General features: G+C 50.8%; 12 protein-coding genes, 2 tRNA genes and 1 pseudogene. 10 read left to right on the forward strand and 5 right to left on the reverse strand.

Annotation, left to right across the window (positions count from 1 at the left end; translation table 11 throughout):
- Positions 1-53: 53 nt before the first annotated feature.
- Together ACHZA1_RS09105 and ACHZA1_RS09110 are read left to right on the forward strand one after the other, a co-directional pair.
- The gene (locus ACHZA1_RS09105) at positions 54-866 is read left to right on the forward strand and encodes a glycogen/starch synthase (RefSeq protein ID WP_320051569.1); all 813 of its coding nucleotides are present in this window, start codon (positions 54-56) and stop codon (positions 864-866) included.
- Positions 841-2,307: a DUF4270 family protein gene (locus ACHZA1_RS09110; RefSeq protein WP_320051570.1), complete on the forward strand. Its 1,467-nt coding sequence runs from the start codon at positions 841-843 to the stop codon at positions 2,305-2,307. The genes ACHZA1_RS09105 and ACHZA1_RS09110 overlap by 26 nt, the downstream gene beginning before the upstream one ends.
- A gap of 51 nt (positions 2,308-2,358) precedes the next feature.
- Here ACHZA1_RS09110 and rfbB read toward each other — a convergent pair.
- A pseudogene (gene rfbB / locus ACHZA1_RS09115) lies at positions 2,359-3,413 on the reverse strand (dTDP-glucose 4,6-dehydratase).
- Positions 3,414-3,528: 115 nt separating this feature from the next.
- Entirely contained in the window at positions 3,529-4,566 is a 1,038-nt protein-coding gene (gene galE / locus ACHZA1_RS09120; protein ID WP_320051571.1) for a UDP-glucose 4-epimerase GalE, read from the reverse strand.
- A gap of 131 nt (positions 4,567-4,697) precedes the next feature.
- Here galE and ACHZA1_RS09125 point away from each other — a divergent pair.
- Both ACHZA1_RS09125 and ACHZA1_RS09130 read left to right on the forward strand, forming a co-directional pair.
- A tRNA-Lys gene (locus ACHZA1_RS09125) sits at positions 4,698-4,770 on the forward strand.
- A gap of 178 nt (positions 4,771-4,948) precedes the next feature.
- A tRNA-Lys gene (locus ACHZA1_RS09130) sits at positions 4,949-5,021 on the forward strand.
- Positions 5,022-5,771: 750 nt separating this feature from the next.
- Here the strand turns inward: ACHZA1_RS09130 and cysS are convergent.
- Both cysS and ACHZA1_RS09140 read right to left on the reverse strand, forming a co-directional pair.
- A complete protein-coding gene (cysS, locus tag ACHZA1_RS09135; protein WP_320051572.1) occupies positions 5,772-7,244 on the reverse strand; it encodes a cysteine--tRNA ligase in 1,473 nt (490 codons plus the stop codon).
- A gap of 261 nt (positions 7,245-7,505) precedes the next feature.
- Positions 7,506-7,856 (reverse strand): helix-turn-helix transcriptional regulator, encoded by a 351-nt coding sequence (locus ACHZA1_RS09140; protein WP_320051573.1) that lies wholly within the window; start codon positions 7,854-7,856, stop codon positions 7,506-7,508.
- Between the two features lie 719 nt (positions 7,857-8,575).
- On the opposite strand from ACHZA1_RS09140, the gene rnr reads away from it, so the two are divergent.
- The 4 genes from rnr to gltX all read left to right on the forward strand — a co-directional run bounded on the left by rnr (position 8,576) and on the right by gltX (position 14,700).
- On the forward strand, positions 8,576-10,930 hold the full coding sequence (rnr, locus tag ACHZA1_RS09145) for a ribonuclease R (RefSeq protein ID WP_320051574.1): 2,355 nt from the start codon (positions 8,576-8,578) through the stop codon (positions 10,928-10,930).
- Positions 10,931-11,232: 302 nt separating this feature from the next.
- Positions 11,233-12,195, forward strand: a complete 963-nt coding sequence (locus ACHZA1_RS09150; RefSeq protein ID WP_320051575.1) for an NAD-dependent epimerase/dehydratase family protein — start codon at positions 11,233-11,235, stop codon at positions 12,193-12,195.
- A 165-nt stretch (positions 12,196-12,360) separates the two neighbouring features.
- Complete coding sequence (locus ACHZA1_RS09155) at positions 12,361-13,023, forward strand: hypothetical protein (protein WP_320051576.1); 663 nt, start codon at positions 12,361-12,363, stop codon at positions 13,021-13,023.
- A 147-nt stretch (positions 13,024-13,170) separates the two neighbouring features.
- The gene (gltX, locus tag ACHZA1_RS09160; protein WP_320051577.1) at positions 13,171-14,700 is read left to right on the forward strand and encodes a glutamate--tRNA ligase; all 1,530 of its coding nucleotides are present in this window, start codon (positions 13,171-13,173) and stop codon (positions 14,698-14,700) included.
- A 9-nt stretch (positions 14,701-14,709) separates the two neighbouring features.
- Here gltX and ACHZA1_RS09165 read toward each other — a convergent pair whose 3' ends face one another.
- Entirely contained in the window at positions 14,710-15,117 is a 408-nt protein-coding gene (locus ACHZA1_RS09165; protein ID WP_320051578.1) for a hypothetical protein, read from the reverse strand.
- 108 nt (positions 15,118-15,225) lie between these two features.
- Between ACHZA1_RS09165 and ACHZA1_RS09170 the strand changes: the two genes are divergently transcribed.
- Positions 15,226-16,488 carry a PDZ domain-containing protein gene (locus ACHZA1_RS09170; protein WP_320051579.1) on the forward strand — a complete coding sequence of 421 codons (1,263 nt, stop codon included), beginning with the start codon at positions 15,226-15,228 and terminating at the stop codon, positions 16,486-16,488.
- Between the two features lie 123 nt (positions 16,489-16,611).
- Positions 16,612-18,009, forward strand: a complete 1,398-nt coding sequence (asnS, locus tag ACHZA1_RS09175) for an asparagine--tRNA ligase (protein ID WP_320051580.1) — start codon at positions 16,612-16,614, stop codon at positions 18,007-18,009.
- The last annotated feature ends 16 nt before the right edge of the window (positions 18,010-18,025 follow it).

Consider the following 18,025-nt stretch of genomic DNA (forward strand, 5'->3'; position numbering starts at 1 on the left):
AAGAAAAATAGCTATCTTTGTATCTACTTTCTCCATAGTTAGACCTGAAAAAAATGAAAAGCAGTAGGGTACTTTTTGTGAGTACGGAAATTACGCCTTATTTACCAGAGAACGATATTTCCATACTATGTCGTTATCTACCCCAAGGGGTACAAGAGCAAGGAAAAGAAATTCGGACATTTATGCCACGGTTTGGCTTAATAAACGAACGTCGCAACCAGCTCCATGAAGTTATTCGCTTGTCGGGAATGAACCTCATAATTAATGACACCGACCATCCTCTTATCATTAAGGTAGCCTCTATTCCTGCAGCTCGCATGCAGGTTTACTTTATTGATAACGAAGATTACTTTCACCGAAAGCAGATCCTTAAGGATGAGAATGAACAGTTCTTCGAAGACAATGATGAACGCGCCATTTTTTATGCTCGTGGGGTGCTCGAAACCGTTCGTAAGCTGCGATGGTCGCCTGATATTATTCATTGTCAGGGTTGGTTTACCAGCTTAGTACCACTTTACGTGAAGAAACTTTTTAAGGAAGATCCTTTGTTTGCCAATACAAAGGTGGTATTTACCGTCTACAACGATGAGTTTCCAACGCCTCTAGATTCTAGTTTTAAGAAAAAAGTAATTCTCGAGGGCATAAAAAGTAAGGATGTTGAACAATTAACCGACCCAACTTACGTTAATCTTATTAAGTTCGCCTATAAGTATTCCGATGGAATGATTATAGGAAGCGAATCAATAAATAGCGAAGTTGCTGAATTCCTTAAAACTTGCGACAAACCAGTGCTCGGGTATCAGGGAATGGAGAATTATGTTGAAGCATATACTGATTTTTATGATCAAATTTTCGATAAAGCATAGAGGATTTTTCTTTTTGGGTGCATTAGCATCGTTGGCTGTTACCTTTAATGCTTGTACTGACGTTGATAATACTCTAGGTGATGATTTTATAGATCCAAGTCAGAGGAATGGGGTTTTGATTGATTCTACTTTTGCGATAGATGCCTATACTGTATCTACTGATAGTGTTGCAACAAGTACAACCTCTGGGAAGAGTTATATAGGTTCATATAACGATCCTGTTTTTGGGCAAATTAATTCTAGTGTTGCTACACAGTTTTATCCTTCTTCTCTCTCTGATTATAAGAAGTACGCAAAAAATGTTTCCGATCGGATAGATTCTCTCGTGCTAAATCTAAAACTTAAAGGTGGAGTTGGTGACTCGTTAGCAATACAGCATCTTAAGGTCTTTCAGATGAAGAATAAGATTCATAGTGATACCTTATATTACTACTCGAACTATAGAATTAAGGATAGTATTGAGACTGAAGAAATAAGTGTAAATAAGAATTTTGATAAATCGTCTATCTCTTATAGTAGAAAAGGTGATGGAGTGGTACACATAAAATTGAGTAAAGATTTCGTAAATAAACTCTTTAATAGCAATATAGATACTGCTAAAATATCGAGTTACGAGATATTTATGAGTACATTTAAGTCTCTTTATATTGAGAATGCTGCACTTTCTTCTGGTGGCGGTTTAAATGCAATAGATTTTTCCGATACCACTACTAGAATGCATCTTTACTTTAAAGTTGCTGGAGTAGTGAACAAAGACTCAATTGTACGTATGCCTTTCTTCGTAGGAAGTACATCGTATAGTAGTGTTCGTAGATTTAGTATTATCCAGCATGTTTACAATGGAAATAGCCTGTATGCTGTGAAACCTGGAGAAATCAACCCTGATTTATCGAAGAATCCAACACCCTCTAAATTGGTTTATCTTCAAGGTTTTGGAGGACTTCGAACTTTGGTTAAGTTTAATGATGCTTCTGTAAAGAGTTGGTTAGAATTGCATAAAGATGCTAAAATCTATAGAGCAGAACTTATTGTTGAACCGTACTTTCCTGGGAATCTGCTCAATTATAAGAATATGCCAATGTCAATGACGGCTTATTACTCTAAGACTGTTAGCGGTAAGAAGTATATGTATTTTATTGACGATATGGTAACCTTTAAGGGAGTTTCTACTAATGCTTTTTATAATCGTAGTCGTAGGTTGTACTCATTAAATATTACAACTCATTTTAAGGATGCAATGCGTGGTGTAAAACCTAAAGAGTTTTACTTATATGCTGGTGTCCCTTCTGGATTGTACAGTAGCAGTTCTAGTTCGTATGGTACAAACTATGTTGAATTACCCTATGATTTTTGGAATGTACCTAATCAGGTAATACTTGGTGCCGATCCGAATAAGGCACCGAAAAATCCGATAAGACTTGTTATTACATACAGTAAGTAAATAAAAAAGAGGGCATCGCCCTCTTTTTTATTTACTGATATTAGAATTTGATTATCTTTTCTCGTACTGGGACGAATAATACTTTTCGTATTCACCAGATACGATATTCTCGAGCCAAGCATTATTGGCTAGATACCATTCAACGGTTTTCTCAATACCCTCTTCAAATTGAAGAGATGGCAACCAGCCTAATTCAACCTTAATTTTGGTGGCATCAATTGCGTAACGTAGGTCGTGTCCTGCTCTGTCCTTTACATAGGTAATTAGTTTTTCGGCACTACCTTCGGGTTTCCCCGTCTTTTTGTCCATAACTCGACAAAGAACCTTAATCAGGTCGATGTTTTTCCACTCGTTGTGTCCGCCTATGTTGTAGGTTTCGCCATTCTTGCCATTGTGGAATACCATATCGATGGCTCTTGCATGGTCAACAACGTATAGCCAGTCGCGAATATTCTCACCCTTACCGTAAACGGGGATTGGTTTGCCGTTTTTGATGTTGTTGATGACAAGCGGAATGAGCTTTTCGGGGAACTGGTTTGGACCGTAGTTGTTCGAGCAGTTCGATATTACTACTGGAAGTCCGAATGTATGATGGTATGCCATAACCAAGTGGTCGGAACTTGCCTTAGATGCCGAGTAGGGGCTATACGAGGATCGTACGATGTATTTTCGTAGAAGTATCCAGTTTCACCAAGCGATCCGTATACCTCATCGGTTGATACGTGGTAGAATTGCTTATCCTCGAAGTTACCTGCCCACTTACTTTTTGCTACGTTGAGTAGGGTAACTGTACCTACGATGTTGGTTTGGATGAACTCCATTGGATTGGTAATCGACCTATCAACGTGCGATTCGGCAGCAAGGTGGATTACGGCACTAACGTTCTCTTCGTCGAAAAGCTTTTCTAAAAGTTGGGCATCGCAGATATCACCTTTTACAAACCTATAGTTGGGAGTGTTCTCGATATCCCTAAGGTTCTCTAGATTGCCCGCATAGGTCAGCTTGTCGTAGTTGATGATACGGTAGTTGGGATACTTGTTAACCAGAAGTCGCACAACATGCGAGCCAATAAAGCCTGCACCTCCGGTAACTACTATTGTCCTCATAGTTATCAGTATTTATGATGAAGAAAGCGGACTTTCTGTTCATCGCCGTTAATAATTAACGACAGCTCGATACTATTCGAGCTGTCGTTATAGCTATATTGGGTAAAGATAATGCTTATTTCTTCTCTTCCTTTTCTTTTAGCTTCAACTGCCATTTCCAAGCCGAAAGAAGGGTGTCTTCAACACTCTCTTTTGCACTCCAGCCAAGCTCGTTGTTGGCAAAGGAAGTGTCAGCCCAAACTTGCTCGATATCGCCGCTTCTGCGACCCACAATCTTGTAGTTTAGCTTTGTTCCAGATACCTTTTGGAAGATGTCTATAAGTTCGAGTACCGATAATCCTTTTCCTGTTCCGATATTGAAGAACTCGTAGTTAGACTTGTTTTTCTTTTCGAACATGCGGTTTACGGCTACCACGTGAGCCTTGGCAAGGTCTACTACGTTAATGTAGTCGCGGATGCACGAACCATCAGGGGTATTGTAGTCGTCGCCAAATACCGAAAGTTGCTCGCGAATGCCGATGGCGGTTTGCGTAACGAATGGTATTAGGTTGGCAGGAACGCCAATTGGAAGTTCTCCGATAAGCGTTGAAGGGTGTGCCCCGATTGGGTTGAAGTAGCGAAGGGCAATAACCTGTAGCCAAGGTTCTGCGTTAACGGTATCACCTAGTATCTCTTCGCAAATTTGCTTGGTGTTGCCGTAAGGCGATTCTGCTTTCTTGATTGGGGCTTGCTCGGTTACAGGTAGCTTATCGGGCTGCCCGTATACGGTGCACGACGACGAGAATACGATGTTGTTGCACTTAAACTCCTTCATGAGCTCAAGAAGGTTGATTAGGGAGCCGATGTTGTTGCGGTAGTAGAGAAGGGGCTTTTGAACAGATTCTCCTACTGCTTTGCTCGCCGCAAAGTGGATGATTGCCTCGATTGGTCCGTGCTTCTCAAAAACATTCTTCATGGCAGCCTTATCGGTACAGTCAACCTGCTCGAAGGCTGGTCTTTTGCCGGTAATTTGCGTGATGGCGTCTACAACACCTGCCTCAGAATTCGAGAGGTTATCGACAATCACAACTTCGTAGCCCGAATTTTGGAGTTCCACGGTGGTGTGCGAACCAATGAACCCGGTTCCCCCTGTTACTAAAATCTTCTTGCTCATTATGCTATACTTTATTGAGCCGCTAATGTACGAAAAAGGGCAGGAGAATGGGCTACTATTTAATTCTAAAAAAGTGTTATGGTGACTTGCTTGTGATGAAAAATGGTCTACCTTTGCACGCACAATCAGAACGGTTCGTAGCTCAGTTGGTAGAGCACGTGACTCTTAATCATGGGGTCGTGAGTTCGATCCTCACCGAACCGACAAAAGGGAATCCACAGGGTTCCCTTTTTTGTTTCCCCCTTGCCGCAGGAGTGGTAATGCGGCTTATAGCAGCTATAAGCGGGGGTGTAGGGCCATTTCTTCTGCAAAAACATCCATATTTGGGGGCTAATATTTGCGATTCTAAAAAAAGGCGCTACCTTTGCACCCGTAATCAGAACGGTTCGTAGCTCAGTTGGTAGAGCACGTGACTCTTAATCATGGGGTCGTGAGTTCGATCCTCACCGAACCGACAAAAGGGAATCCACAGGGTTCCCTTTTTTACGTTTATGCAGCGGGCTACGTACTGGTTGGTACCAAAAAATTGAGGCTACCATCATCTAAGATCGTAGCCTCACTAAGTTTCATTGTCTTCTCTTCTCAAATTTGCCATATACAAATTTTAAGGGTTAACCAAAATCTGCATCTGCAACCTAACTGATAATTTACCTTTAACCATTTGCTGAAATTTACACCTATCGCAGCTTGCAAATCCGGCGTACTCGCTTTCACGATCCCTTCCATTAGCTTTGTACCTCGTTTGATAATCGGCATTGAGAGCAAGCGTGTTGTCATTACTTCATCGTAACCTTGGCATATCGCCTTTAACTCGATTAAGGGTGCGTTCCTTGAATGAAACCACGATTTACAGACTCCCAACTGAGGCTACAAGTTCTAATTTCGAGAATCAGACTTGCTTCAAGTAAAATCGGCAGAAGTTTTACCCTCTGTAGCATCCTCTTTTAAATGAACCTTCACCTAAAAGTTAAGACCCAAGTCTTAAGCCTCAACTATCGTATGTTTAAAAGACCTCTAAAACTCACACGTCCCACCGACGTGCTTTCTCTTCTTGATCTCCCCTCTGTTCACTGTTTTTTACGGGAGGGAGTTGGTCTTTGTTGCATTTTTTTGATTGGGGAAGAGGGGCTTTTTGTTAAATGTACTGGAATAAAAAAAGCCTACCGCTGCGGGTAGGCTTTTGAAATATGCTATCAGGTTTTGAACTAGGCGATTTCCCAGTCGAAGCCGTCTTTTCTATCCTTTACGATTACGCCCAGCTTGTTGAGTTCGTCGCGAATCTTATCAGAGGTGGCGAAGTCCTTGTTCTGCTTGGCCTCTAGGCGCATGTTCAGGAGCATGTTGATGAGCTCGGCGGTAAGCTTGCCCTTATTATCTCCGGCAATGCTGTCGTCGCGAAGGCCGAGGATGTCGAAGACTACGGCGCTGAAGATGGCGCGAAGGCGCTCGAGGTCTTCGGTGCTGATCTTCTCCTTGCCGTCGTATATGGAGTTGATGTTGCGCACCCAGTCGAACAGCACCGAGATGGCGATGGGGCTGTTGAGGTCGTCGTTGAGGGCGGCGAATACGCCGTTCTCGAGTTCGTCAACATTAACGGTTGAAGCGTCGGCGGGCTTTAGCTTGGCCAGCGTGCTGGTGGCGGTGATCAACCGCTGTAGCCCCTTTTCGGCGGCCTGTAGAGCCTCGTTCGAGAAGTCGAGCGTGCCGCGGTACTGCGCCTGGAGGATGAAGAAGCGGATGGTCATGGGGCTGTAGGCCTGCTGCAGGAGCTCGTGGCTGCCGGTGAAGAGCTGCTCGAGGGTGATGAAGTTGCCCAGGCTCTTGCCCATCTTCTGGCCGTTGATGGTGACCATGTTGTTGTGCATCCAGTAGCGCACCGAGTCGTGGCCCAGGGCGGCAGTGCTTTGGGCAATCTCGCACTCGTGGTGGGGGAACATCAGGTCCATGCCGCCGCCGTGGATGTCGAAGGTTTCGCCGAGGTACTTGGTGCTCATGGCCGAGCACTCGAGGTGCCATCCGGGGAAGCCGTCGCTCCAGGGCGAGGGCCAGCGCATGATGTGCTCGGGGAGCGCCTTCTTCCAGAGGGCGAAGTCGAACGGGTTGCGCTTCTCGCTCTGGCCTTCGAGTTCGCGGGTGTTGGCCATCATGTCGTCGAGGATGCGGCCCGAGAGCTTCCCGTAGGGGAATTTCTTGTTGTAGGCTTCCACATCAAAGTATATCGATCCTTCGCTTTCGTAGGCGAATCCGGCCTGCTGAATCTTGCGCACCATCTCGATCTGCTCGATGATGTGCCCAGAGGCGTGCGGCTCGATGCTGGGCGGAAGCACGTTGAGCGCGTCCATGGCCTGGTGGTAGCGGTTGGTGTAGTACTGCACCACCTCCATGGGCTCGAGCTGCTGCAGGCGGGCCTGCTTGCCGATCTTGTCGTCGCCGCTATCGGCATCGTTCACCAGGTGGCCTACGTCGGTGATGTTGCGCACGTAGCGCACCTTGTAGCCCTGGTGCCGGAGGTAGCGGAACAGCAGGTCGAAGGTGATGGCGGGACGCGCGTGGCCCAGATGTGGGTCGCCGTACACGGTGGGGCCGCATACGTACAGGCCAACATGGGGTGGGTTGAGCGGGGTAAAATCTTCCTTCCTACGGGTAAGGGTATTGTAGATTTGCAGTTGTCCTTCCATCGCTGTCGTAATTTTTTGTTCGAGCAGCAAAGTTAGCTATTTACGGATGATATTGTAAGCGGGTTAGGGGGCTATCTAGGGATATCGCTTTTAAAATATAAGCCCTTGCTAAGCGTAGGCTTTGCCTACGCTTTCGTACTCGCGGCCTCCGGCCGCACAGAATACGGCAGGAGGTCGTGCTAAACCAAGCGTAGCGAGGACGCTACGCTTGGCTAGAGCAAATCGTGGAGGGTTGGCGCCATTTCGTGGGGCGAAGGGCGGCTACTCCGGTTTGCCGAGCTGCTGGAGGTAGGCCACCGCCTCGTCGAGCTTCTCGGCGGGCACGCTCAGCAGGGCGCTTTGGACGGGCGCGCTGAGGTCGTTGCGGCGGAGCTTGGTGAGCGGGTGGTCCTTTTCGGTTGGCTCCGACTTCGAGGGCTCCCACTCCATCAGGTCGTTGGGGGTGCAGCGCAGCTCGTGGCAGAACCGCTCGATGTACGCGATGTCGAGGTGGCGGGGGTTGGACAGCAGGTGGCTAATCACGTAGCGGGTGTAGCCCATCCGCTTCAGGTAGCTTTTGGGGTTGGTGTGGCCGCGCATCAGAATCATGCGCTCGATGTTGTAGCGTAGCATGGGGGTATCGGTATTGGTTCGGTTAAATTTAGTAAAATTTCGGGATCAAAAGCTGCAATCATTCACTTTATTTATCTGGATGATGGGGCGCAAGCTTTCATTAATGGGGTAGCCACTCTCGTAGATGTGGTAGCGACTTACATTACGGTGGTAGCAAGCTGCAATGATGGGGCAGCAAACCCCAATGATGGGGTAGCCTATTGCAATAATGTGGCGCTAAACCGCATTGTGGTGGTAGCAAATTGCATTGCAGAGGTATTAAACCGCATTGCTGTGGCGGTAAACCCCATTGCGGGGGAGCTACATTGCATTACGGTGGTATTGTACCGCATTACGGGGGCTCTACATTGCATTGCGGGGGTGGTATGTTTCATTTCGGGGGTAGTAAGCCGCATTGCTGGGGCTGAGGCTTGCACTTTGATGGCGCTGTGCCACGCTGTTGTTCTGGCGGTAGGCGCTGCACGGCTTTTCTGCGGCTTCGCCCTCGTCCGGCTAAGGGCCATTGCCTGCCGCAGCTGGGGTAGGGGGGCGGTGGGGGAAAGCTGGCAGGTTCTCGATCATTTTTAGTACCTTTGCCCCATCTTATCCATCCGATTAGAATATTTTTTTTGACCGGTCGGGTGCACCCCCCAGCTCCAGCATTACTTGTGAGCGGTTATCTAGGAAAGTCGTGGGGGAATCATCCGCCCCATCCGTAAAACAACGACAGATCCAAGCAAATGAAGAAGATCAAGAAGGAGGGCCAAGCTAGCGGCAAGGCCATAAAGAAGCAGAGCATCGAAAAGCACATCTTCGAAATACTATCGAGCAACCCCACCAAGGATTTCAGCTACAAGGCCATCGCCAAGAGCATCGGGCTGAAGGACGATGGGCAGAAGCAGCTGGTGGTATCGTGCCTGGCCGAGCTCAAGCAGCGCGGCATGGTAACCGAGGTGGAGCACGGCGTGTTCAAGGTGGTTACCAAGGGCGGCTTCATCGAGGGCAAGGTGGACATGACCCAGTCGGGCTCGGCGTTCATCATCTCGCCCGAGAGCGACGAGGACGTGTTCATCGCCCCCGGCAACATGAACCAGGCGCTGCACGGCGACAAGGTGCGCGTCTTCATCTTCCCGTACAAGGGGAAGAAGCGCCCCGAGGGCGAGATCGTGGAGATCCTCGAGCAGGGCAAGCGCCAGTACGTGGGCACGGTGCAGCTGTCGCCCAACTACGTCTTTGTGGTGCCCGACGGCAAGCAGATGCCCTTCGACATCTTCGTGCCCATGCGCAGCGCCGGCGAGGCGCAGGATGGCGACAAGGTGATCGTGAAGGTGATTGAGATCCCCAAGGGGGGGAAGAACCCCATCGGCGAGATCGTGGAGGTGCTGGGCCGCCCCGGCAACAACGAAACCGAGATGCACGCCATCCTGGCCGACTACGGCCTGCCCTACCAGTTTCCCGAAGAGGTGCTTCGCGCCGCCGAGCAGATTCCAGACGATATTACCCCCGCCGAAATCGCCAAGCGCCGCGACATGCGCGATGCGGTAACCTTTACCATCGACCCTGCCGACGCCAAGGACTTCGACGATGCGCTCTCGTACCGCCGCCTGCCCAACGGCAACACGGAGGTGGGCGTGCACATCGCCGACGTGTCGCACTACGTACGACCCGGGTCGATCCTCGACCAGGAGGCCGTAGATCGCGCCACCTCGGTGTACCTGGTAGACCGTACCGTGCCGATGCTGCCCGAAAGGCTGTCGAACAACCTCTGCTCGCTGCGCCCCCACGAGGATAAGCTCACCTACTCGGCCGTATTCGAGCTCGATGAGGATGCCAACGTGCTTAACACCTGGATTGGCCGCACGGTGATCCACTCCGACCGAAGGTTCGCCTACGAGGAGGCCCAGGAGGTAATCGAAACCGGCCAGGGCGACTATAAGGAGGAGGTGCTAACGCTGCACACCCTGGCGCAGAAGCTGCGCGCCGACCGCTTCAAGCACGGCGCCATTGCCTTCGACCGCGAGGAGGCCAAGTTCGAGCTCGACGAGAATGGAAAACCCCTACGCGTGTACTTCAAGGCGCAGAAGGAGAGCAACCAGCTCATCGAGGAGTTTATGCTTTTGGCCAACAAGAAGGTGGCCGAGCACATCGGCAAGCCCAGGGGCAAGAGCGTGGCCAAAACCTTCGTGTACCGTATCCACGACGTGCCCAACCCCGATAAGTTCGACACCTTCCGCCGCTTCATCGTAAAGTTTGGCTACTACCTGCAGGCCACCAACAGCAAGGGCATCTCCAAGGAGCTCAACAAGCTGCTGGCCGAGGTGAAGGGGAAGACAGAGGAGAACCTCATCGAAACCCTAGCCGTCCGCTCGATGGCCAAGGCCCGCTACTCCACCGAGAACATCGGCCACTACGGCCTGCAGTTCGACCACTATACGCACTTCACCTCGCCCATCCGCCGCTACCCCGACGTGATGGTGCACCGCCTGCTCGACATGTACGACCACAAGGCCGAGTCGCAGAGCAAGGAGACCTACGAGCAGCTGTGCGAGCATTCGTCCGAAATGGAAATCCTCGCTTCGGATGCCGAGCGCGCCTCCATCAAGTACAAGATGGTGGAGTTTATGGTGGATAAGATCGGGCAGGAGTTCGACGGCATCGTATCGGGCATCACCGAGTGGGGCATTTACGTGGAGATAAAGGAGAACAAGGTGGAGGGCATGGTCTCGACCCGCGACCTCACCGACGACTTCTACATCTTCGACGAGGATACCTACAGCCTGGTGGGCAAAACCAACGGCCGCACCTTTACCCTAGGCGATGAGGTACGCATCCGCGTGCTGCGCGCCAACCTATCGCGCAAGCAGCTCGACTACGAGCTCATCGGCAAGGGCGACGAGGTGCTCAGCTTCGAGCCCGCCGCACCACGCCCCGCAGGCGGCAGTTCAAGAGGCGGAAACGGAGGAGGCTCTGCCTCGCGACGTGGCTCTTCGGGCAAAGGACGCTCCGGCGAAAAGAAGTCGAGCGGAGGAAGCCGCCGCTCATCATCCAAGCCAAATGGAGATAAGAAAGATAGCGGAAAGCGTAGAAGGCGATAGCCCCTACCTTGCCGTATGCTACAAAATACTACGAAGGCCACCTTGCATCAAGGTGGCCTTCGCTATTTTTGGAGAAGGGCTTTCGGATGTACTATAGAAGACCTCTGGATGAGGGATAGTAGCTAACTACTACTTATGGCGCTACATAATTAAGCACCGAGGTGCGAATGGTGATTTATTGTAATCGATATCCGCAGTATATGTTTTAAATTACAGTTTGGATGTGAGTTTTTATTACCATTTGTAATGACATTTTTAAATAATGGCTACATTTGCCTACCCGATAATTTAAGTACACGTCAATGAAAAACATCCTCATAGTTGGTGCTGGCGGACAGATTGGATCTGAGCTGGTGCCCTACTTTAGAAGCATCTACGGCAATAGCAATGTTGTTGCTACCGATATTAACGACAAAAGCAGAGCGACACTTGGCGGCGATGGCCCATTCGAGGTGCTAGATGCGCTTAACGGTGAGGAGTTTGCTCAGCTGGTGAAGAAGTATAAGATTGATACCATATTTAATATGGTAGCGCTTCTTTCTGCTACTGGCGAGAAGAATCCTCAGCTGGCATGGAAGATCAACATGGGGGCGCTGATAAACTCGTTGGAGATTGGCCGTGAGAATGGTTGCTCGGTGTTTACGCCTAGCTCGATTGGGGCTTTTGGAAACAATACCCCACACGACGGAACTCCTCAGGATACCGTGATGCGCCCATCTACCATCTATGGCGTTTGCAAGGTAACCGGCGAGATGCTATCCGACTACTACCATTCGCGCTTTGGGGTGGATACCCGTTCGGTACGTTTCCCTGGAATCATCTCGAACGTAACCCTTCCTGGTGGCGGAACTACCGACTATGCGGTAGAGATCTACTACGGTGCCATTAAGGATAAGTCGTTCATCTGCCCTATCCCCAAGGATGTGAGCATGGATATGATGTACATGCCTGATGCGTTATCGGCAATGGTACAGCTGATGGAGGCTAACCCCGATAAGCTGGTTCACCGCAACAGCTTTAACATTACCGCCATGCACTTTACGCCAGAGGAGATTTATGCTGCCATTAAGAAGCGCATCCCCGAGTTTACCATGACCTACAACATAGACTCGGTTAAGGAAGCGATCTCGCGCAGCTGGCCCAACTGGATGGACGATAGCTGCGCTCGCGAGGAGTGGGGTTGGAGTCCTAAATGGAATATCGAAAACATGACCGATGACATGCTTGCGGTTATTGCCCGTAAGTATGCCTCTAAGGTAATTTAGCCCGCAGCTACGGGCTCATACAAAATCCTGCTACATGGTGTGGCAGGATTTTTTGTTTTCTACCACGAGCCATTTAACATTTTAGCTGCTAAAAAATCCACTATAATACGTCAGAAGTGTAAAGAACCACGCTATATTAGCGGCAGGAAATTTTAGCGCGAGGATATGAGGGGAGTTATTAGGCTTATTGGGTTGGCTGGTGTGTCGATTATGGCGCTTACCATGTGTACAAAGGAAGATCCTGTACGAAACTACACCATAGAGAAGGAGACGCGGCAGTGGACGGCTTTTAAGCCGGGGAGCTACTGGGTGTACCAGCAGGAGGGGACTAACGTGACGGACTCCTCGTACGTGGTGCTGTTTAGCGAAACCGAGGTTTCGGGCACGGATGAGGGTGGAAATAGGTGCCTTGCCCAGCAGATTGAGGTGAGGTACGCTTGCAACGACGGCTACCAGAGCACCAAGGTGGAGAATTTGCTGCCTCGGGGCAACTCTCTTCGGGTATCGGCCTACGATAAGAGCAGCAGGCCTATTTCGAGCATTGACATGATCTTGGTATTCCCGCTCTCCTTTGTTAATCAAACTGACTCCCCCTACTTCAGCATTATCTCGGAAAACGAAAAGGTAAGCCTCGACAGCGAGGTGCTGACCAATGTGGTACACGTGAAGTGCTCCGTTAAGGGCGTTGGAGGCATCTTGGCCAATACCACCTACGAGAACGAGTACTGGATTGCCCGCAACCGCTGGATTGTGAAGATGAAGGTGAAGAACCCCGAAAGCGGGAATACCGAAACCTGGAACCTGATACGGTATAAGGTAATCCAATAGGATAAAGGAGTTGAGGAGGCGATGTTGGGCCTCCTCTTTTATTTCATAGAAGAGCGCGCCCTCATCCACGAGCGCTACGCTGGTCGAGTTGCTGGTAACTCAAACTTTCGCCCTATATTTGTGGCCTATTACGAAATCATCAGAAAAATGAGCGAAAGAAGAGTAAGGGTACGCTTTGCACCCAGCCCAACCGGTGCGCTACACATGGGAGGCGTTCGTACCGCCCTTTTCAACTACCTATTTGCCCGTCAGCACGGCGGCGATTTCTTGCTTAGAATTGAGGATACCGACTCGCACCGCTTTGTGCCGGGTGCTGAAGACTACATCATCGAGTCGCTGAAGTGGTGTGGCATTCAGATTGACGAGGGCGTTTCTGTGGGTGGCCCACACGCACCCTACCGCCAGAGCGAGCGCAAGGATCTGTACAAAAAGTACTCCGATCAGCTCATCGACAGCGGCAATGCCTACGTTGCCTTCGATACGGCCGAGGAGCTGGATAAGCTTCGCGCCGAATACGAGGCCGAGGGCAAGACCTTTACCTACAACTACGAGGTGCGCGGGAAGCTGGCAACCTCATTGGCACTTCCTGCCGAGGAGGTTCAGCGTCGCATAGGCGCGGGCGACCAGTACGTTGTTCGCTTTAAGATGCCCGAAAACGAGGAGATTGTAATGAACGACCTTATCCGCGGCGAGGTGATCGTAAACTCGTCGACCTTGGATGATAAGGTGCTCTATAAGTCGGCCGACCAGCTGCCAACGTATCACTTGGCAAATATCGTCGATGACTACCTGATGGATATCTCGCACGTTATTCGTGGCGAGGAGTGGCTGCCATCGCTGCCGCTGCACGTGTTGCTTTACAAGGCGTTTGGCTGGCTGGATAAGATGCCGCAGTTTGCGCACCTTCCGCTGCTCCTGAAGCCAAGCGGCAAGGGCAAGCTCAGCAAGCGCGATGGCGACAAGCTGGGTTTCCCAGTATTCCCGCTTCGCTGGGTTGATCCTAAAACGGGCGAAACGGCCTCGGGCTACCGCGAGGCGGGCTACCTTCCCGAGGCGTTCGTTAACCTGCTGGCCCTACTGGGCTGGAATCCTGGCACCAACCAGGAGCTGTTTACCATCGACGAGCTTATTCCGCTCTTCTCGCTCGACCGAGTGAGCAAGTCGGGAGCCCGCTTCGACCCCGATAAGGCCAAGTGGTTTAACCACCAGCACCTCCTGCAGCTGCCGGTTGAGGAGTTAACGCCTCTGGCTAAGGCCGAGTTGGCCAAGCATGGTGTGGAGGCATCGGACGAATTTGTGGCTACCGTGACCGGATTGGTAAAGGATAGACTGGTGTTTGTTCATGATATTTGGGAGCAGGCCTCCTACTTTTTTGTGGCGCCCACGGCCTACGACGAGAAGGTGGCCGCCAAGTTCTGGAGCGAGGAGATGGGCAAGGCCACTACCGCTATCGCCGAGCTAGTTGAGGCCGCCGACGACTTTTCGGCTACTGCCATCGAGGCTACCGTTAAGGGCTACATCCACGATAGCGGGCTGAAGATGGGGCAGGTGATGAACACCCTGCGCCTCCTCCTGGTAGGCAGCAGCAAGGGACCCGGCATAGCCGATATTATGGCAGCCATTGGCAAGGCCGATGCCGTTGGGCGCATCCGTCGCGGTATCGAAGCGCTACGATAAACCAGCCGCTTAAGCTATACGAGGCCCACCGGAGACATTCTGGTGGGCCTTTTTGGTTGGTAGCGGTGCTGCTATCCAAGCGTTAGGATTGACGTTCGTCGCGTCAAGTTCGTCGAGTCCAACGTCAAACTCGGTGAGTCTAACGTCAAGTTCGTCGAGTCCAACGTCAAGTTCGCTGAGTTTAGCATCAAACTCGGTGAGTCCAACATCAAACTCGTCGAGTCTAACGTCAAGTTCGATGAGTTTAACATCAAACTCGTCGAGTCTAACGTCAAGTTCGATGAGTCTAACGTCAAACTCGGTAAGTTTAACGTCAAACTCGGTGAGTCTAGCATCAAACTCGGTGAGTCCAACATCAAACTCGTCGAGTTTAACGTCAAACTCGGCGAACTTTACGTCAGATTCGGCAACCTTCACGTTCCGAGCGGTGCTGCCCGCGCCCTAATGGCTGCTTTTTGGGCCGAGCAGCCATTACCATCGGCTAGCTTTCGCTGTTCTACTAGTAAACGAGAAGGAGGAGCTGCTATGACGCGTATCATCCAAGCCCTTACAGGTATCCTACTTGCCCTTACGCTTGCCGGGGCAGCGCCAGATGGCGGGCCGAATGCCAACCCCGACTACAACCAGTTCCGGTTTACCGACAGCACCAAGCGGTTTACCGTGGTCAAGTTTCGGTTCATCAACAACCTTATCATACTGCCGTTTTCGGTAAACGGCTCCGACTCGCTGATGTTTGTGCTCGATACGGGGTACGGCGGGGTGCTCATCACCGAGCTGCAGAACAACCGCGTGCTCACGCTCAACCAGGCCCGGAAGGTGCAGCTGCAGGGGCTGGGCAAGGGCAAGGCCATAGAGGCCTACGCCAGCATGCGCAACACCTTTAGCATGCCTGGCATTGTTGGCGAGAACATCGACCTGCTGGTGGCCATCGACGACATCTTCGACTTCTCCATCCGCACGGGGATGGTGGTTAACGGCATGATGGGCGGCGGCTTCCTCAAGAACTTTATCGTGGAGATTGACTATACCCAAAAGGAGCTGAAGATTTGGAACCCCAAGTACTTTCGGCGGGCCAGACTGAAAAAGTACAAGTTGTACGACCTCGAGCTGCCCGACGACAAGTGCTTCGCAACCTTCAACGTTACCGCCAACGGGAAAAGCGCGCCCATGAAGTTCCTCATCGACTCGGGCCTTAGCACCCCCCTTTGGGTGGACATCCGCACCGGCACCACCATTGCCCCGTCGGCCACCAGCATCTACAGCTACCTGGGCTACGGGCTTAACGGCGATATCTACGGGCAGGTGAGCCGAATTCCGTCCATTGGAATTGGTGGCTTCAGCTTTAAGAAGATCATCGCGGCCTTCCCCGACACCGCCTACATCGGGAGCGTATCGAACCTGAACAACCGTCATGGGAGCATCGGCTCCGATATCCTTCGGCGCTTTACTGTGCTGCTGAACTACCCCGAGAAGAAGATCGGGCTGCGGCCCAACTCGAGCTACAGGAGCCCCTTCTTTCTGGACATGAGCGGTATCGAAATCGGCTCCGTACTACCCGGCTTCCCTGGATACAGGATACTAACGGTTCGGTCCGGCTCGCCAGCCGAAAAGGTGGGCCTACGCGTTGGCGACCAGATTGTGTCGGTAAACGACAAGCTGGCCATCACCATAAAGATGAGCGAGCTGTTGGAAATCCTCAATGGCAAGAAGGGAACAACAATTCACATGGAGGTTCTCCGGGATGGCGGCTTGGTTAAGGTGCGCTTTGTCCTAAAAGACGTGATTTAGCAGCGATCGTTATTAACCTACTTTAAAGGCAACGGGTAAAATGAGCCCCATGCGGCGCATCGTAGAAGGCTCTTTTTTCTAACTTTGTCGAGTTTCGAAATGAATATATAATTAAAGATCATCATGCAACCCGGAGGACGACTTAAGATTAAGGATCTGCTCCGCTCCAACAGCGTTGGCAGCGAAGTCACTGCAAAAGGTTGGGTACGCACCAAGCGTGGCAACAAGAACGTAGCATTTATCGCACTGAACGACGGTTCTACCATTAATAATATCCAAGTAGTTGTTGAGGTATCGAATTTCGACGAGGAGATGCTTAAGCAGATAACTACAGGAGCTTGCCTCAAGGTTGTTGGTACACTGGTAGAGTCGGTTGGCTCGGGCCAAAGCGTAGAGATCCAGGGCAAGGAGATAGAGGTTTACGGCACCGCCGATGCCAACACCTACCCGCTGCAGAAGAAGGGGCACTCGCTGGAGTTCCTTAGGGAGATCGCCCACCTTCGCCCACGCACGAACACGTTTGGCGCAGTGCTTCGCATCCGCCATGCCATGGCCTACGCCATCCACAAGTACTTTAACGATCGAGGATTCTTCTACCTGCATACCCCAATCATTACCGGTTCGGATGCCGAGGGTGCTGGAGCCATGTTTCAGGTAACCACGCTGGACATGAATAACCCCCCCCGTACCGAGGATGGTAAAATCAACTATACCCAGGACTTCTTTGGCAAGTCCACCAACCTTACCGTATCGGGGCAGCTCGAGGGTGAGCTAGGTGCCATGGCGCTATCCGAGATCTACACCTTTGGGCCAACCTTCCGTGCCGAGAACTCGAACACCCCACGCCACCTTGCTGAGTTCTGGATGATTGAACCAGAAATGGCCTTCTACGATATCGTGGACAACATGAACCTTGCCGAGGATTTCCTAAAGAACCTCATCCAGTATGCGCTGGACAACTGCATGGACGACCTAGAGTTTCTGAATAAGATGTACGACGAGGAGCTCATCGAGCGCCTGAAGTTTGTTGTTAGCAACGACTTCGTTCGTTTACCATATACCGAGGCCATCGACATTCTTATGGCTAGCGGCCATAAGTTCGAATTTCCCGTTAGCTGGGGGCTCGACCTACAGTCGGAGCACGAGCGCTACCTGGTAGAAAAGCACTTCCTGAAACCAGTAATCCTTACCGATTACCCCAAGGAGATAAAGGCCTTCTACATGAAGCAAAACCCCGATGGCAAAACGGTACGCGCCATGGACGTGCTGTTCCCAAAGATTGGCGAGATCATTGGCGGATCGCAGCGTGAGGAGAGCCTTGAGAAGCTGCAGGCCCGTATTGCCGAGCTGGAGATTCCAGAAAAAGATATGTGGTGGTACCTAGATACCCGTAGGTTTGGCACTGCGCCCCACTCCGGATTCGGTCTTGGGTTCGAGCGCCTGCTGCTATTTGTTACCGGAATGGGCAACATTCGCGACGTTATCCCATTCCCACGTACCCCAAATACAGCAGAGTTTTAACCTACGTAGCCAACGG

Source organism: uncultured Acetobacteroides sp., assembly GCF_963667355.2.
In the GTDB taxonomy this organism is placed as follows: Bacteria; Bacteroidota; Bacteroidia; order Bacteroidales; family ZOR0009; genus Acetobacteroides.

Excerpts from the sequence above, each read along its gene's own strand:
- ACHZA1_RS09105 (WP_320051569.1), top strand. The coding sequence starts at position 54 with ATGAAAAGCAGTAGGGTACTTTTTGTGAGTACGGAAATTACGCCTTAT.
- ACHZA1_RS09110 (WP_320051570.1), top strand. The coding sequence starts at position 841 with ATGATCAAATTTTCGATAAAGCATAGAGGATTTTTCTTTTTGGGTGCA.
- galE (WP_320051571.1), bottom strand. The coding sequence starts at position 4,566 with ATGAGCAAGAAGATTTTAGTAACAGGGGGAACCGGGTTCATTGGTTCG.
- cysS (WP_320051572.1), bottom strand. The coding sequence starts at position 7,244 with ATGGAAGGACAACTGCAAATCTACAATACCCTTACCCGTAGGAAGGAA.
- ACHZA1_RS09140 (WP_320051573.1), bottom strand. The coding sequence starts at position 7,856 with ATGCTACGCTACAACATCGAGCGCATGATTCTGATGCGCGGCCACACC.
- rnr (WP_320051574.1), top strand. The coding sequence starts at position 8,576 with ATGAAGAAGATCAAGAAGGAGGGCCAAGCTAGCGGCAAGGCCATAAAG.
- ACHZA1_RS09150 (WP_320051575.1), top strand. The coding sequence starts at position 11,233 with ATGAAAAACATCCTCATAGTTGGTGCTGGCGGACAGATTGGATCTGAG.
- ACHZA1_RS09155 (WP_320051576.1), top strand. The coding sequence starts at position 12,361 with ATGAGGGGAGTTATTAGGCTTATTGGGTTGGCTGGTGTGTCGATTATG.
- gltX (WP_320051577.1), top strand. The coding sequence starts at position 13,171 with ATGAGCGAAAGAAGAGTAAGGGTACGCTTTGCACCCAGCCCAACCGGT.
- ACHZA1_RS09170 (WP_320051579.1), top strand. The coding sequence starts at position 15,226 with ATGACGCGTATCATCCAAGCCCTTACAGGTATCCTACTTGCCCTTACG.
- asnS (WP_320051580.1), top strand. The coding sequence starts at position 16,612 with ATGCAACCCGGAGGACGACTTAAGATTAAGGATCTGCTCCGCTCCAAC.